At 60.6% G+C, this 15,532-nt stretch carries 15 protein-coding genes; 2 read left to right on the top strand and 13 right to left on the bottom strand.

Going from position 1 to position 15,532, the window contains the following annotated elements:
• Positions 1–69: 69 nt before the first annotated feature.
• The 12 genes from TU82_RS22265 to TU82_RS22210 all read right to left on the bottom strand — a co-directional run bounded on the left by TU82_RS22265 (position 70) and on the right by TU82_RS22210 (position 10,697).
• Complete coding sequence (locus TU82_RS22265; RefSeq protein WP_057725390.1) at positions 70–918, bottom strand: transporter substrate-binding domain-containing protein; 849 nt, start codon at positions 916–918, stop codon at positions 70–72.
• Positions 915–1,691, bottom strand: a complete 777-nt coding sequence (locus TU82_RS22260) for an amino acid ABC transporter ATP-binding protein (RefSeq protein WP_057725388.1) — start codon at positions 1,689–1,691, stop codon at positions 915–917. Before TU82_RS22260 ends, TU82_RS22265 begins: the two co-directional genes overlap by 4 nt.
• The gene (locus TU82_RS22255) at positions 1,688–2,347 is read right to left on the bottom strand and encodes an amino acid ABC transporter permease (protein ID WP_033898855.1); all 660 of its coding nucleotides are present in this window, start codon (positions 2,345–2,347) and stop codon (positions 1,688–1,690) included. The genes TU82_RS22260 and TU82_RS22255 overlap by 4 nt, the downstream gene beginning before the upstream one ends.
• Positions 2,328–2,993: an amino acid ABC transporter permease gene (locus TU82_RS22250; protein ID WP_057725386.1), complete on the bottom strand. Its 666-nt coding sequence runs from the start codon at positions 2,991–2,993 to the stop codon at positions 2,328–2,330. Before TU82_RS22250 ends, TU82_RS22255 begins: the two co-directional genes overlap by 20 nt.
• A gap of 230 nt (positions 2,994–3,223) precedes the next feature.
• Positions 3,224–4,591: a TcdA/TcdB catalytic glycosyltransferase domain-containing protein gene (locus TU82_RS22245; protein ID WP_057725385.1), complete on the bottom strand. Its 1,368-nt coding sequence runs from the start codon at positions 4,589–4,591 to the stop codon at positions 3,224–3,226.
• A gap of 322 nt (positions 4,592–4,913) precedes the next feature.
• Positions 4,914–5,696 carry a MetQ/NlpA family ABC transporter substrate-binding protein gene (locus TU82_RS22240; protein WP_057725383.1) on the bottom strand — a complete coding sequence of 261 codons (783 nt, stop codon included), beginning with the start codon at positions 5,694–5,696 and terminating at the stop codon, positions 4,914–4,916.
• Between the two features lie 106 nt (positions 5,697–5,802).
• Positions 5,803–6,729, bottom strand: coding sequence for a sigma 54-interacting transcriptional regulator (locus TU82_RS22235; protein ID WP_057725381.1), 927 nt, complete (start codon positions 6,727–6,729; stop codon positions 5,803–5,805).
• Positions 6,730–6,776: 47 nt separating this feature from the next.
• A complete protein-coding gene (locus TU82_RS22230) occupies positions 6,777–7,358 on the bottom strand; it encodes an alpha/beta hydrolase (protein WP_057725379.1) in 582 nt (193 codons plus the stop codon).
• Positions 7,359–7,649: 291 nt separating this feature from the next.
• Positions 7,650–8,051, bottom strand: coding sequence for an ExbD/TolR family protein (locus TU82_RS22225; protein WP_057725377.1), 402 nt, complete (start codon positions 8,049–8,051; stop codon positions 7,650–7,652).
• 1 nt (position 8,052) lies between these two features.
• On the bottom strand, positions 8,053–8,775 hold the full coding sequence (locus TU82_RS22220) for a MotA/TolQ/ExbB proton channel family protein (protein WP_124425562.1): 723 nt from the start codon (positions 8,773–8,775) through the stop codon (positions 8,053–8,055).
• Between the two features lie 25 nt (positions 8,776–8,800).
• A complete protein-coding gene (locus TU82_RS22215) occupies positions 8,801–9,607 on the bottom strand; it encodes an energy transducer TonB (RefSeq protein ID WP_057725375.1) in 807 nt (268 codons plus the stop codon).
• 223 nt (positions 9,608–9,830) lie between these two features.
• A complete protein-coding gene (locus TU82_RS22210) occupies positions 9,831–10,697 on the bottom strand; it encodes a LysR family transcriptional regulator (RefSeq protein ID WP_057725373.1) in 867 nt (288 codons plus the stop codon).
• 102 nt (positions 10,698–10,799) lie between these two features.
• Between TU82_RS22210 and TU82_RS22205 the strand changes: the two genes are divergently transcribed.
• Entirely contained in the window at positions 10,800–11,987 is a 1,188-nt protein-coding gene (locus tag TU82_RS22205) for a CynX/NimT family MFS transporter (protein ID WP_057725371.1), read from the top strand.
• On the opposite strand, the gene TU82_RS22200 is transcribed toward TU82_RS22205, so the two are convergent.
• Positions 11,958–14,282 carry a TonB-dependent receptor gene (locus tag TU82_RS22200; protein ID WP_057725369.1) on the bottom strand — a complete coding sequence of 775 codons (2,325 nt, stop codon included), beginning with the start codon at positions 14,280–14,282 and terminating at the stop codon, positions 11,958–11,960. The genes TU82_RS22205 and TU82_RS22200 overlap by 30 nt on opposite strands.
• A gap of 155 nt (positions 14,283–14,437) precedes the next feature.
• On the opposite strand from TU82_RS22200, the gene TU82_RS22195 reads away from it, so the two are divergent.
• A complete protein-coding gene (locus TU82_RS22195; RefSeq protein WP_057725368.1) occupies positions 14,438–15,382 on the top strand; it encodes a LysR family transcriptional regulator in 945 nt (314 codons plus the stop codon).
• Positions 15,383–15,532: the final 150 nt, after the last annotated feature.

The following is a 15,532-nucleotide window of genomic DNA, read 5'->3' as shown; positions in this document are numbered from 1 at the left end:
GAACCCAATTCAGTGTGGGAGGGGGCTTGCCCCCGATAGGGCCGGTACAGTCAACACAAAAGCCAGGAATCAGCCCTGCCACTTCCCACCTTCAACAATCACACTCTCAGGCTTGGTGTCATCGCTCAGCTCTTTACGCACATATTGGTCATACAGCTTGAGCAAAAACTTCTCCTCGCCCAATTTCGCCAGCTCCGCATTCACCCAGTCGCGCAGTTCGATATTGCCTTTCTTCACCGCCGGGGCAATCGGCGCTTCATCACCGAGTTTCTGCTCCAGCACGCGGTAGCCGGGGTTCTGCTTGGCCCAGCTGAACAGCACCAGGTTGTCCTGCGCGTAGGCATCGCCACGCCCGGCCGACAGCGCCTGCAGCGACTCGGAGTTTTTCTCGAACTTGAGCAGTTTCCAGTCCGGGTGGTTCTTGGTCAGCCAGATATCGGCAGTGGTGCCGGTGGTGACGATGGTGGTGCGGCTCGCCAAATCATCCAGGCTTTTGACCGCGCTGTCGTTCGGCACCAGGGCCTGTACCGCGACTTTCAGGTTGGGATTGGTGAAGTCCACCGCCTCCTTGCGTTCCGGCGTGACCGTCATGTTGGCCAGGATCAGGTCGACCTTGTCGCTCTGCAGGAACGGAATGCGACTGGCCGGCTCCACGGCGACGAACTCGACTTTGTTTTCATCGCCCAGCAGGTCCTTGGCGAACTGGCGGCCGATGTCGGTATCGAAGCCGACATAGCGGCCGGCCTCGTCGACGAAGCCGAACGGCGGCTTGTCGGTGAAGACGCCAACGATCAGCTTGTCCCGCGCCTTGATCTTGTCGATGTAGCTGACAGCCGCAGGTTTTACCGGCTCTTCGGCCTTTTTATCGCAGCCGGCCATTAACGCGACGGCCAGCAGTGGCAGCAGTAACTTTTTCATATCAGCTCCGGTTCCTTGCTCTTTTTGGGCAGTGTTGAAACAAAGGAGAACTTCTCCAGGAACTGCTGCGCGCGTGCGGTCTGCGGGTTCGTAAAGAATGCCTCGGGGGTGTTGTGTTCGAGGATGCGACCGGCCTCCATGAACACCACGCGGTCGGCGACGGCGCGGGCGAAGGCCATTTCGTGGGTGACGATCAGCAGGGTCATGCCATCGCGCGCCAGGCCCTGGATCACTTCCAGTACTTCCTTGACCATCTCCGGGTCGAGGGCGGCGGTGACTTCGTCAAACAGCATGACCTGCGGGTTCATGCACAGCGAGCGGACGATGGCGATGCGTTGCTGTTGACCGCCGGAGAGCTGGCGCGGGTAAGCATCGCGCTTGTCGGCAAGGCCCACACGCGCCAGCAATTGCTCGGCCTGTTCGCGGGCTTCGCGGGGGTCGCGTTTTTGCACCTTCAACGGGCCGAGCAGGATGTTGTCGAGCACGCTCATGTGCGGGAACAGGTGGTAACTCTGGAACACCATGCCGATGTCCTGGCGCACCTGGCGCCAGTCGGTGCTTTTGTCCAGAAGCTCTCGGCCGACAAAACGCAGGCTGCCGCTGTGCGCCACTTCCAGGCCATTGAGGCAACGCAGCAAGGTACTTTTGCCGCAGCCACTGGGGCCGAGAATCACCACCACTTCGCCGCTTTGCACACTCAGGTCGATGCCCTTGAGCACATGCGTGTCGCCGAAGTATTTATTGAAACCCTGGAGCTCGATCAATGCGCTCATGCTTGGGCCCAGCGCCGTTCCAGCACCTTGGAGGCAGCCGACAACGGGTAGCAAATAAAGAAGAAAAACAGGAACAGCACGCCGTAGATCAACACTGACTCGTAGGTGCGTTCGATGATTTGCTGGCCGACCTTAATCACGTCCACCACGCCGATCAGCACCGCCAAAGAACTGGTCTTGATGATCCGCGTGTAAACGTTGATGGTCGGCGGCGTCATGCGCTTGAGGGCCTGGGGCAGCAGTACATAGCCGTAGAGCTGCGGATCGGAGAGACCAATCGACAACCCCGCTTCACGCTGGCCACGGGGCAGCGAATGCAACGCGCCGCGTACCACTTCACCCACCTCACTGGCGCCCCACAGCGACAGCACCAGCACCGCGCACCAGAAACTCGGAATGCTCAGGCCGAAGAAAATCGGCAGGCCGAAAAACAGCAAGTACAGCCAGACCAGCACCGGGATGGCGCGAAACAGCTCCAGGTAAACCCGCAGCACCGCGTTGATCAGCCTGTTGTTCAAGGTGCGCAGCACGCCGTACAACACGCCACCGACGGTGCTGAACGCGATGCTCAAGAATGAAATCGACAAGGTTTGCGCCGCGCCCTTGCCCAGTTGCGGCAACGACACCCACAACAACTCAAGACCCGAACTGGCCATGCTGGAGCCTCCTTTCCAGGCGGCTGAGCAGCAGCGACAGCGGCAGGAACAGCAACACGCAAATCAGCGTCAGCACCGCGAGCATTTCGTAGGTCTTGTAGTAGAGGGCGATGTAGCTCTTGGTGGTGTAGAGAATCTCCGGCACCGCCACGGCGGAAACCACCGTGGTCTCCTTGAGCAGAAAGATGAAATTGGCGAACAGCGCCGGCAGGCTGAGAATGCCGGCCTGGGGCAGAATCACATGGCGCAGCAGCTGCCAGTCGGACAGGCCGATGGACTTGCCCGATTCGATCTGCGCCAGCGGTACCGCCTCCACACCGGCGCGCAGCACCTCGGTGAGGTAGGCGCCGCCGAGAAAGGTCATGGTGATGATCGCCGCCCAGAACCCGGAAATATTCAGGCCCAGGGCCGGCAGCGCGAAGTACACGAAGAACAGCTGGATCAGCAGCGGCGTGTTACGCGCCAGCTCCACATACAACGCCACCAGGCGTGACAGGTACGGCGTACGAAAGACCAGCAGGGCTGCGTTGATCAGCGCCACCAGCAAGGAGGTGGCAATCGCGATCAAGCCGACTTGCAGGGTCACTCCCACCGCCTTCAGAAACGCGGGCAAGGTGCTGAGGATAAAAGCGAAATCGAAGGTCATGTGCAGTCCATATCGCCGCATGGGTAATGCCGCGAGCGCAGTCCGTTCCGGCGTGGATAACGTCGGGTAGCGCGAACTTTAAAGGTATAAAAAGTAAAATTTAAATACCGAAATAGAATATTAATATCACACAAAAACCTAACCCTGCGTGGGCAGATTGTTTGAGCATGCGCGAGGATCAACGGAGCCAACAAAAAAGCCTCGCCGGCAGGCGAGGCCTCCTACGTTATTCAGCCCATCTTCAACACGGCGGGCTGCTGAGCGCCACCGGCCATCGCTTTGGTAGCGCTGTTTTGTTGCTCTTGCGTCTCGAAGTTGACGTAGTTGTCCGGGAATTTGAAATGAGAGTCCACGAGCTTCCAGTATTCCTCATTCTGCGGCTTTGACTTGTCCCATATTCGATCAGCCAGAGAGTGAGCGTCGTCACGTACCAGATCCGGCCTGCCCTTGGCTTGTTGTATCACCCTGTCAACGTGCCCACGTAATGCATTGGGCCCGGTGGTTTCAATCGTGCTTTTATTTGGGCGGCTGAAGTAACGATCACCGCCGTACTCATTGCCCTTCATGGAACGGTACTTTTCCCCGATATCGTCAATCAGGCTGGACAACATTGCGCTCTGAGCGTGACTGGAAAATAGGGCGTTGGCGAAATAGGGTGTGGCGCTGCCCTTCGCATCATTTTTACCTTCAGCCATGCCGACCAGCATCAAATCGGGATGGGCATGCAGTGCGCCATCGAGTGGTTGCACGCTCTCAAGATCAATGTCCGTATAGGTGCCGGCGTATCGATTGACGATTTCATAACGCGCCACATCCGAGGCTGCGGCATAGCCGCCATTGCGTCCGATAATCTCGTGCTGATACACGTCTTTATTTTGTAATCGAATATCTGAAGGATTGCTTAAGTCACGAACCTCTACGTTTTTTTGATCGCGAAATCGCTCCTGCAAACTGGTCAGCCTATCCATATCGCGCGCAGGGTTACTCGCGTAACGATCCCAGGATTTTGTCGTCTGGTCCAAAATCACAGCTTCAGCCTGATAAAATTTTTCGTCAGTACGCTGCGCGTAACGCTCAAACTCGTTGAGTACCTGCCGAGCGTTAGCAGGAGTCACTTTTCCACCGTCGGGCAGCAGTAGCGCTTTCAGCTGTTTGTTACCCGAGGAGGATAACTCTTTGTTCAACTCGGTAATCACTTGCGCCTGCTCTGCCCCGTTACGCTGCCCGGGATGTTGCGTCGTCACTTTGAGTTGGCTGAATAAACCGCGGATTGGTCGTTCTGACTGATATCCCGGATAAACGGATTCCGCTTTTGCCTGCGCTGACTTATTCGTGGCATAGGCATCAAATTGAGTGGAGTCCACCCAGAGTGTGACTGTATGTTTGGGATTCTTGGTTGCCCATTGACGCAAGTATTCATCCTGTGTGGCGCTTGGTTCTGAGCCGACCCAAACCATGTGGATATTGTTCGGGATGGGTTTGAAATCACTCAAGGGGTACGCAGACTCGAAGGTCTTGGGGTTCTGAGCCTGGGCCGCTACTGGGCTCATGCTCGACCGGGTGGTGAGTGGTTGATGCGAAGAGACATTCTGAGTCATAAATATTGGCTCCAAAAACGGAAAAGCTTAATGGTGCCTCCATGCTTTAGTTCCTACTTCAACGACGAGCGTGCACGTACAGAAATAAAAACACAAAATCACAAATGTAAGATTTTTTAAAAAATACACACCAGCAAACCAATATAAAATCACTGGAACTTATTTATGCATCAAACCCAATAAAGTCTTTAATGTAGCGCCGCGAAAACCTTGTACATTACGAATGAATTAAAAACGCCAACTTACTGTATCTAACCAATAAAAAACGCCGACGCTGCAGTAGCCGTCGGCGTTGAAACCTTGAAGGAGGTTTTGTCTTACATCAGAACGCCGGCACGACCGCGCCGTTGTACTTTTTCTCGATGAAGGCTTTGACTTCCGGGCTGGTCAGCGCCTTGGACAGTTTCTGGATCGCGTCGCTGTCCTTGTTGTCCGGACGAGCGACCAGGAAGTTCACGTAGGGCGACTTGGCGTCTTCGATGATCAGCGCGTCCTTGGCCGGGTTCAGGCCGGCTTCCAGCGCGTAGTTGGTATTGATCACGTCCAGGTCAACCTGGTCGAGTACGCGTGGCAACAGGGCCGATTCCAGCTCCTTGAATTTGAGGTGTTTCGGGTTGTCCTTGATGTCCTTTGGCGTGGACAACGCGTTGGTCGGGTCTTTCAGGGTAATCAGACCGTTCTTTTGCAGCAGCAGCAGGGCGCGGCCGCTGTTGGAGCCTTCGTTCGGGATGGCCACGGTGGCGCCGTCTTTCAGGTCTTCAATTTTCTTGATCTTTTTCGAGTAGCCGCCGATGGGCTCGACGTGCACGCCGACCACGGTTACCAAGTTAGTGCCTTTGCCCTTATTGAAGTTTTCCAGGTACGGCAGAGTCTGGAAGTAATTGGCATCCAGGCGTTTTTCGGCAACCTGCGTATTGGGTTGTACGTAGTCGGTAAAGACTTTGATTTCCAGGTCCACGCCCTCTTTGGCCAGGGTCGGCTTGATCAGCTCGAGGATCTCCGCATGCGGGATCGGGGTGGCGGCCACCACCAGTTTTTCGTTGGCCTGGGCGAAGCTGGCCGTCAGGGCAGCCGCCAGTGCGGTAAACAACAGAACCTTTTTCATGCAATGTCCTTCTAACGACCGTTTTTATGTGAGGTGCCAGCGAAGTGCTATCGCGGCGTGGAGTGGACAATACCTAGATTTTTTATTCCCGAACAATATCTTTTATTCACGTTGATATTCCATTTTGCTCATACACGAATTTTCGCAGCGTCTCCCGTTCCGCAGGGCTGGCGCTCGCGAAAATCCGCCGCACTTGCTCCAACGGCGAGCCGGCGCTGGGCAGGTTCAAATGCTCCGGCAGAATCTCGTCGCCGCTGCTCACCAACAGCGCAAAGTGAATGACGTTTTCCAGCTCGCGGGTATTGCCCGGCCAGCTGTGGTGCTCCAGCACGCGTTGGGCGGCGTCGCTGATCAGCGGCACCGGCAGGTCCAGGCGCTGGCTGTAGATGCCCAGGAAGTATTCGGCCAGGGACAGGATGTCGCCGACCCGCTCGCGCAGCGCCGGCAGGTCCAATTGACCTTCGCTCAAATAGTGAAACAGGCGCTCATGAAACTTGCCCGCCGCCACCGCCTGGGCCAGATCGATGCTGGTGGCGGCCACCAGCCGCACGTCCACCGGGCTTGGCTGCTGGGCGCCGACGCGGGTGACTTCGTGATTTTCCAGGGCGGCGAGCAATTTGACCTGGATCGGCAACGGCAAGTCGCCAATCTCATCCAGATACAAGGTGCCGCCATTGGCCGAACCGAACCACCCGGCCCGGCTGCTCGCCGTGCCGCTGTGGCTGCCGGCGGCGTAACCGAACAGTTCCGCGTCGGCGTAGGTCGGGCTTATCGCGCCGCAGTTGACCGAGACAAACAAGCCGGTGCGATCACTGCCCCGGTGGATATGCCGCGCCAGCAGCTCCTTGCCGCTCCCGGTCTCGCCACGAATCAGCACGGGCAACGCACGCGGTGCCAGATTTTCCAGGTCTTCGCGCAGCTGCCGCGAACGTGGGTCGACGAACACCAACGCTTTGGCGCGGATGCTCAGCGGGCTTTTTTCGGCGTCGGGAAAGGTCAGCAACGGCTGGCCGTAGGTTTCATGCAGACTCATGGCAGGCTCCCGCCCCATCCACTTAAGGGACGGGGCGTTGAAATAGGTTATGCACGGCGCCGCGCGTGATGCTCAAGGCGATTTTGCAGGCGATAGAGGTAGGCGAAACCCTGTTCCCAGCGCTGGTGGCCGGACTTCACATTGATATGCCCGGCGCCTGACAATATGCCGGCTTCGGCGCCCCACTGGCGCGCCAGCTCCAACGCCCGTGGCGCACTGACCGCACTGTCGTTGTCGGAACTGACCACCTGGCTGGGAAACGGCAACAGGTCGGTAGGAATCGGCGCAAAGTTGCGCAGGGCGGGCGCGCAGGCCGGACGTTCGACATCCGCCGGGGCCACCAGCAAGGCTCCGCGCACCTGGCGCAGGCACTGCACAGGCGCGGTGGCTGCCCAGTGCGCCACGGTGATGCAACCCAGGCTATGGGCGATCAGGATCACCGGCGTGCTGTCGGCGGCAATGGCCTCGGCCAACGCGGCCACCCAGTCTTCGCGGCGCGGGGTCAGCCAATCATCCTGCTCCACGCGCGCACTGTTGGGCAGGCTGTTCTGCCAGTGACTTTGCCAATGTTCTTCTGGCGATCCTTGCCAGCCCGGCACGATCAGGTAACGAATCGACTCGCTGTGCATGGGTGTGCCCTCCTGCAGCGTTTAACGTTGCTGATCAGTATAGGGACGCGGTTTATATTCGTTAAGGAATAAGAAGCTATTTATTAATAACCAAAATCTCAGATCCGCATGCAATCAAAATGTGGGAGGGGGCTTGCCCCCGATAGCATTCTGTCAGTCAGCACATCTGATACTGATACACCGCTATCGGGGGCAAGCCCCCTCCCACATTTTTGCCTCATCGGCCATACATAAAAAAAGGCCGCACCCTGCCAAGGAAACGGCCCAAAAATCGTCGAGGCTTTTGTGCAACTAACGTGCGGTTATCACCGACAGCCTGGTAATCCCCGCGCGCTCGATAGACGCCATGGCTCGCGCCACTTCGCCGTAGTTCACGCCATCGTCAGCCTGCAGTTGCACCCGCACATCGGGGTCCTTGGCCTTGGCCGCCTGCAGGTTGAGTTCCAGCAGGTCCGGCTGGATTTCGTCCTTGTTGATAAACAGCTTGCCGCCACCGTCGATGCTCACCACCAGCGGGTCTTTCTGCTCGACCGGGGCCACGGCCTCGGTCTTGGGCAGGTTGATCGGGATGGAGTTGGTCAATAGCGGCGCGGTGACGATAAACACCACCAGCAGCACCAGCATCACGTCCACCAGCGGCGTGACATTGATCTCGCTGAGCACCTCATCGCTGTCTTGGGTGGAGAAGGCCATGTCAGGACGCCTCCTTCACTTTCTGCGGGCTGCCGGCGCCAGCTTTGCTCAGCGCCGGGTGCAGCAGCACGCGGAAGGCATTCTTTTGCGCGAGGCTGTAGAAGTCGTGGGCAAAGTCATCCAGGTCGGCAGCCGTCAGCTTCAGGCGGCGCAGGAAATAGTTGTAGACCAGCACTGCCGGCACCGCGACGGCGATCCCCACGCCCGTCGCGACCAATGCGGCACCAATCGGCCCCGCCACGGTTTCCAGGCTGGCTGAACCGGCGGCGCTGATGCCCTTGAGCGCTTCCATAATGCCCCACACGGTGCCGAACAGGCCGATAAACGGCGAGGTGCTGCCGATACTGGCAACCACCGCCAGGCCGGTCTCCAGGGAGCGGCGCTCACGCACGATCTGCTGGCGCAAGGCCCGCTCGAGGCGGTCCTGGTGATTGATGGCCTGGCTCAGGTCCGCCGCGTGCTGGCTATCGCCAACCTGGATCGCGGCATACCCGGCCCGGGCTACCCGGGCTGCCGCGCCCGGTTGGGTATCGGCCAGCTCGGCGGCGGCGTCGAGGCTCGATGCGGCCCAGAACTGTTTGTGAAATTTGCGATCCTGAGACTTGAGGCGTCCGAACTGCACACCCTTCAACAATGCCAAGCCCCAGGTGGCGACTGAAAAGACCACCAGCAACCAGATCACTGCGCTTTCGATGGATTCAAGTGGAGATGCCAAAGCCATGATGTTTTCCCTCTGTGCCGCTGAATAATTAATGAATCTTGAAATCGATCGGTACGCTGACCCAGCCGTCCTGGGCCACTTCACCCTGCTTGGCCGGCACGAAGCTCCAACGCTTCACCGCGGCCAATGCGGCGTCATCGAGTTGCTGGCGACCGCTGCTTTTCTGCAGCTGGATCTCACCGGGTTTGCCGCTGGCCAATACGTGTACCCGCAGCAACACGGTGCCCTCCCAACCCCGCCGCTGAGCCAGTGACGGGTATTCCGGCGCCGGGTTCTTCAGGTACGCGGCATTGGCCGAAGCGGGCGTTACCGGCGCCGGCGCGGGTGGTGCAACCGCTGCCGGGGGCGCCGGCACGGGTGGCGCGGGCGGTTGTTCGACGGCCTTGGGTACCGGCTTGGGCTCAGGCTTGGGCACCGGTTTGGGTTTGGGCTTGACCAGCGGTTTCGGCGGCGCCGGCTTGGCGGCCAACTCATCCACCAACGGCGGCGGTGGCTCGACCACGGGAGGTGGCGGCGGTACTGGCGGCGGCGGTTCAACCACCGGCGGCGCCGGCCGGGAAAAGTCGATGGTCATCGGCGGGATTTCCGGCGGCACCACCGGCAGCACCGGGGTGGGCTTCTGGCTCACCCAGTAGATCACCGCGCCGTGCAAGGCCAGCACCAACAAGCCCAACAGAATGCCTTCGCGCCGGCTGGAAAACCGCTTGGGGGTCTGCTGCAGGCGCAACTGCCCCAACGGCGCACGATGCGGCCGGCCAAGGTCGACCAACTCACCGCTCGGTGCCAGGCGCCCTTGCGCCTCAGTGGCACGGGCGGCGGTCTGGACATTGCCCATTGATTCACTCCCTACGGTCTTCAAACCAAAAAACCGACGAACCTGCGTGGCAGGCCGTCCAAGGTTGAATCATCGGGCTGGGCGCTTATCTCTTAAAGTAATCTTTAAAGTTATGCTTATGCTTTATTTGAATAAATGCAGGCGGCTCATGCGTCAAAGCCACGGTCTGTGCGGCCTGGCGCCGAGGCAGCGTTTTTCAATGCGTTTCAGGCATGCAAAATATTCAGTAGAGGCATGGCTCAACCGGGCTGTTTGCGCACAAATCGAACAATTCAGCCTGTAAGCACTGCCCCGCCGCACTCAGGCCGCTACGGGCATACAACGCCAGGCGCACGCCTTGCACCACGGGCAAACCGCTCTCTGCGCCCAACACCACATGCCCGGCCTGCACCACCCTCAGCGGCAACAGGCTCACGCCCAACCCCGCCGCCACGGCCGAGCACACGCTGGCCAGGCTCGCGCTGGAATAGCCGATGCGCCAGCGCCAGCCGCCCACTTCAAGGTGGTGCAGCATTTCATTGCGGTACAGACCGCCAACGGGAAACGCCACCAGTGGCAACGGGTCGCGTCCCAGGCACGGCGTGCTGCGGCTGTCCACCCAGCACAGCGGCTCGGGCCAGGAGGCCAGGCAGTCATCGCTGCTGCCCATCTGCTTGACCAGCAGCACGTCGAACTCACCGCTGCGGTATTGGCGCTGCAACTCGGGGCCCAGGCCGCTGGTGACCTCCAGGCGCACCCGTGGATAGGCCAGCACAAACGCCGACAGCAACGGCATCAGCCGCTGCGCCGCAAAATCTTCCGGCACGCCCAGGCGCAACACGCCGTCGCTTTGCTGGTTGATCAACACATCAGCGGCTTCTTCATGCAGCGCCAGGATGCGTCGCGCATAGGCCAGCAAGCGCTCGCCTTCGGCAGTGGCGACGACACGGCGTTGGTCGCGATCCAGCAACTGGCAAGCCACGGCAACTTCCAGGCGGCGGATCTGCTGGCTGACGGTGGATTGGGTCAAGTGCAGGCGCTCGGCGGCGCGGGTGAAATTGCCGCAATCGACCACGCAGACGAAGCTGCGCAGTAATACCGGATCGAACATGGTCATTCTCTTTGCCACTGATTGGCATGGTTATATTTAATTTCAGAATACCCGGGGCGCTGGCGATACTCACGCCACATTTAACCGGTGCATAGGCGCTGCATGATCCTCAATAAGTCCCTTGCAGGCTGGAGCCTGCTGGTGGTGCTCGGCCTCAACCTGCGGCCGATCCTCAGTTCCATCAGCCCGTTGCTCGGCGAGATTCGCCAGGCCACCGGCCTGAGCTTCCAGAGCAGCGCCCTGCTGACCAGCCTGCCGGTGATCTGCATGGGCCTGGTGGCGCTGGTGGGCGTGCGCGTGGAAGCGCGGCTCGGTGAACGGCGCGGTATCGCCCTGGGCCTGGTGATGATTCTGCTGGCGTGCCTGGCGCGCTGGCTGATGGGCCAGGCATCGGCGCTGCTGGTTACTGCGTTGCTCGGCGGCGCGGGTGTGGCATTGATCCAGGCGCTGTTGCCGGCGATGATCAAGCGCGAGTTTCATCAGCGCGTGCCGGTGGCGATGGGCGTTTATTCCGCCTCACTCATGGCCGGCGGCGGCCTGGCGGCGCTGCTCAGCCCGGTGGTGGCGACACACTTCCAGCAGTGGCAGGCCGGATTGGGTGTGTGGCTGTTACCGGCGCTCGCAGCCTTGTTGCTATGGACGTGGCTGCCGCTGGGCGCCGCCAGGAATCCACACGTGGCGCCCGCCTTCAAAGGTTTGCGCAACCGTCGGGCGTGGTTGCTTGCGCTGTATTTCGGCCTGGTCAATTGCGGCTATATGAGCCTGGTGGCCTGGCTGCCCGCCTACTATCAGCAACTGGGGTGGGGCGTGCTGCCCAGCGGCTCGCTGCTGGCGTTCATGACCATCTTCCAGGTGATCGCCGCGCTGCTGATGCCGGTATTGGCGCAACGCGGCATCGACCGCCGCCCGCTGCTCGGCATCAGCCTGGTGGCGCAAACCCTCGGCTACCTCGGTCTGATCATCGCGCCGCAGGCCCTACCCCACGTGTGGGTGGCCTTGTGCGGCTTCGGCCTGGGGGCGTGCTTTGCATTGAGTCTGCTGCTGACCCTCGACCACCACCGCGACCCACGCCATGCCGGGCAACTGGCCGCCTTCGTCCAAGGCGTGGGTTTTTTGATCAACGCCATTTCGCCGTGGCTGACCGGCTGGCTGCGCGAACTGACCGGCAACTTTGTCAGCGCCTGGATCGTGCTGACATTGACTGCGCTGGCGATGCTGCTGGTGACGCGGGTGTTCAGTCCGGCCACCTATCGCACTGGGCTAGAAGTCGTAGCGCCCAGTCACGCCTAGGGTGCGCGGCGTTCCCAGCAGGCCCTCGTAACCGCCGTTGGCGCCGGTCCACAGGGTGCTGTAGTAGGTTTTGTCGAAAGCGTTTTTCAGCCACAGCGACACGTCCCACTGGCCCTGCTCGTAATTGCCGCGCAGGCCGGTGGAGAGGTTGACCAGCGCATAGGCCGGGATCTGCCCGTAGTCGGAATCTTCCACTGTGCCCACTGCCTTGGAGCGGAACGCATAGCTGGCAGTGACGTAGGGTTCGAAGCCGTTATCCAGGTTCCACGTGTACTCACCGTTGGCGTTGGCGATCCATTTCGATGCGCCCACCACTTGGTGGCCGGTCAGGTCGCAGGACGCCGGCGCACCGGGGCGCAGGCTGACTTCCGGCGGGCATGGCGCGTCCTTGTAGGACAGGTAACTGACGTCGTTGAAGGAGCCATTGATATTCAGGGTCAGGCCCTTGATCGGCACCAGCGTACTCTCCACTTCCACCCCCCGCGAGCGCACCGAGCCGGCGTTGGTGAGGTACTGCACGCGGTTGTCCTGGTCATAGGCGTTGGTCTGGTAGCCATTGACCTGGGTCCAGAACAGGTTGGCATTGAGCTGCAGGCGTCGATCCCACAACGTGCTCTTGAAACCCAACTCGGCATTGTTGGCGCGCTCGGTGCCGATCAACAGCGAGTCGGCCCCCGCCGTCGGCGCCGAGCCCACCGCCAGGTTGACGCCGCCGGACTTCTCGCCGTGGGACAGCGTGGCGTAGCCCAGCAGGTTGTCATTGAAGTGATAACTGAGGTTGAGCAGCCCCGACGGGGTGGCGCTGTACTGCGTCAGGTCACCCGAGTCATACGCCCCGGTGCGCCCGCGCCGCGCCGTGGCAGCAGCGCCGGTGACCGCAGCGCCGCCCAGCGGGGCATTGCGTGTCACCCAGGCACTTTTTTCTTCGTAGGTGCCGCGCAGGCCGGCGGTGAAATCCAGGCGTTCGGTCAGGTGCCAGGTGCCTTGGGCGAACAGCGCAAAACTGTCGGTGCGGATATGCCCGTTGCCGATGCTGCTTACGTTGTTCAACGCGCCGCTCGGCGTGCCGTTCCAGATGTCGGCCTGGGGGCCGTAATAGGCGAAGGACTTGTTATCCAGGTCAGAGCCGAAGTAGTAGGCGCCGAGCACGTAATCGAAAAACCCGCCCTGGGGTGAAGCCAGGCGAAATTCCTGGGACCACTGCTTGTCCTCCACCGATACGCCGCCGTTATACGAGGCCGGCACGTTAAGGCCGTCATCGTTGCGCGGGGTGAAATTCCACCAGCGATAGGCGCTGACCGACGTCAGGGTGAAGTCGCTCGGCAAGGTCCAGTTGGCTTCCAGCGAGGTACCGCCCTGGAACACGGTGACGCGCTGGTCGCTGTCCAGGTTGACCTTGCGGTGGGTGCCATCGACCAGGGTCGCGCCCGCAGCGTTGGCCCGGGGCTGATAGAGGTTGGTGCCGTTGATGGTCGGCCCGGTGCTGTAGAGCACGCGCGTGCCGGCGCTGGAATCCTCCTCGTTGTAGTCGCCGATCCAGCGCAGGTTGAAGGCCTCATTGGGCTTGTACAGCAGTTGCCCGCGAAAGCCCTGGCGCGAACCGCCATTGAGGTCGTGTCCGTCATGTTCATTCTTGATGTCGCCGTCGCTGCGCGTGCGATAGGCCGAAAAACGCCCGGCCAATTCATCGGTAAGCGGCCCGGAAATCGTGCCCTTGGTCTGGAAATAACCGTCCTCGCCCAGCGAGGTTTCGATACTGCGCTCCGGGGTGAAACTCGGCGCGCGGGTGCTGATATTGATCACCCCCGCCGTGGTGTTCTTGCCGAACAAGGTGCCCTGCGGACCGCGCAATACCTCAAGCTGCTCGATGTCCATCAGGTCGAACACCGCCATGCCGGGGCGCCCGAGGTAGACGTTATCGATATACAACCCCACGCTGCCCTCCAGGCCATCGCTGGCCGGGTTGTTGCCCAGGCCGCGAATCGACACGCTGGACTGGCGTGCATGCATATAAGCGACGTTGACGCTGGGCACCAGTTGCTGCAGGTCCTGAATCCGGTACACCCGCTGGCTCTCCAGCGCCTGGCCGCCGACCACGCTCATGGGCGTCGGCACCGCCTGGGCGCTTTCGGTGCGCCGCCGCGCGGTGACCGTGACGGTTTCCAACTGGCCACTGGCGTTCTCCCCCGCCGACGCCGGTTCGGCCGCATGGCCGGGTGTCCAGCTGGCACTGCCCGCCAGCAGCATCGCCAGGGGCAGGCGCTTGAAGGGTGCAACGGGCTTGAACAGACTCATAAGCGGCTCCGGAACCCAGGAATATCCTTCCCCAGATATTCCTTTAGGTTATTTATTTATGTTTTTACGAACATTTACTGCATAAGAGATAGCCTTTATAAGGAGTCGACCTAATGCATAGCCAATGCATTTCCCGGATATTTTTGATGTGAAAAATGCATATCGACCTGCGCCAGCTTCGCCACTTCATCGCCCTCGCCGAACACCGCAGTTTCGTCGCGGCGGCCTTGACGGTGAACCTGTCGCAATCGGCCTTCAGCCGCAGTATCCAGGCCCTGGAACACAGCGCCGGGTGCCAGTTGGTCGACCGTGGGCGCAAAGACCTGGCGCCGACCAAACAGGGCCAGGTACTGCTCGAACATGCCCGGCGCCTGGTCGGCGGCGCGCAGCAACTGGCCAATGAGATCAGCCAGTTCAACGGCCTGGAGGCCGGCGAGTTGCGCTTCGGTTGCGGCCCGGCCCCGGCCGGCGGCTTGATCCCCCGCGCCATCGGCAGTTTTATCGGGCGCTACCCCAAGGCCCGCGTGCAGTTTCAGGTGGACGACTGGGAAAGCCTGAGCAAACGCCTGCTCAGCGAAGCGTTCGAGTTTTTCGTCGCCGACACCCGCCACTTCGAAGCCAACCCCGACTACCACACCCACCGCCTGCGCCCACGCCGCTGGTATTTCTGCTGCCGCATCGGGCACCCCCTCGCCGGCTGCGAAAGCGTCAGCCCCGCCGAACTGATGAGCTACCCGCTGGCCGTCACCATCCGTCCGCCGAACCTGCGCAAAGTCATCGTCGACCTCAGCGGAAGACCGGATTACCAGCCCAACGTTGAATGCGAAAACGGCTACAGCCTGCTGGGTGTGGTACTGCGCTCGGACGCCATCGGCATCGTCAGCGCCAACAGCGACGTGCTGCACATGGCCCGGGGCGAGTTGGTGTGTTTGAAGATCGAGGGGCTGGATGAAAACCTGGAGGAGCGCTACACCCGCTACGGGATTGTCAGCCGTGCGGGGTATCGGCTGTCGCCGTTGGCGGAGGCGATGATTGAGCAGATCAAGGAGGTAGATGAGTTGGATGAAGACAGTTGCACGCTGGAGAATATCGCTGTGTGAACCGGCGCCATCGGGGCCACATTTGGAATGCATTTCAAGTGTGGGAGGGGGCTTGCCCCCGATGACGCCGGTAGCCACACCCATGCATTCACTGCATAAAACCCAGACCTCAAATGCACTTGCCAGCATGCTCCCGAACGGCGAAAAAAC

The organism is Pseudomonas orientalis (assembly GCF_001439815.1).
Classification (GTDB): domain Bacteria; phylum Pseudomonadota; class Gammaproteobacteria; order Pseudomonadales; family Pseudomonadaceae; genus Aquipseudomonas; species Aquipseudomonas orientalis.
The sequence above is the reverse complement of the archived record's forward strand: the minus strand, read 5'-3'. Positions and strand labels throughout refer to the sequence as shown.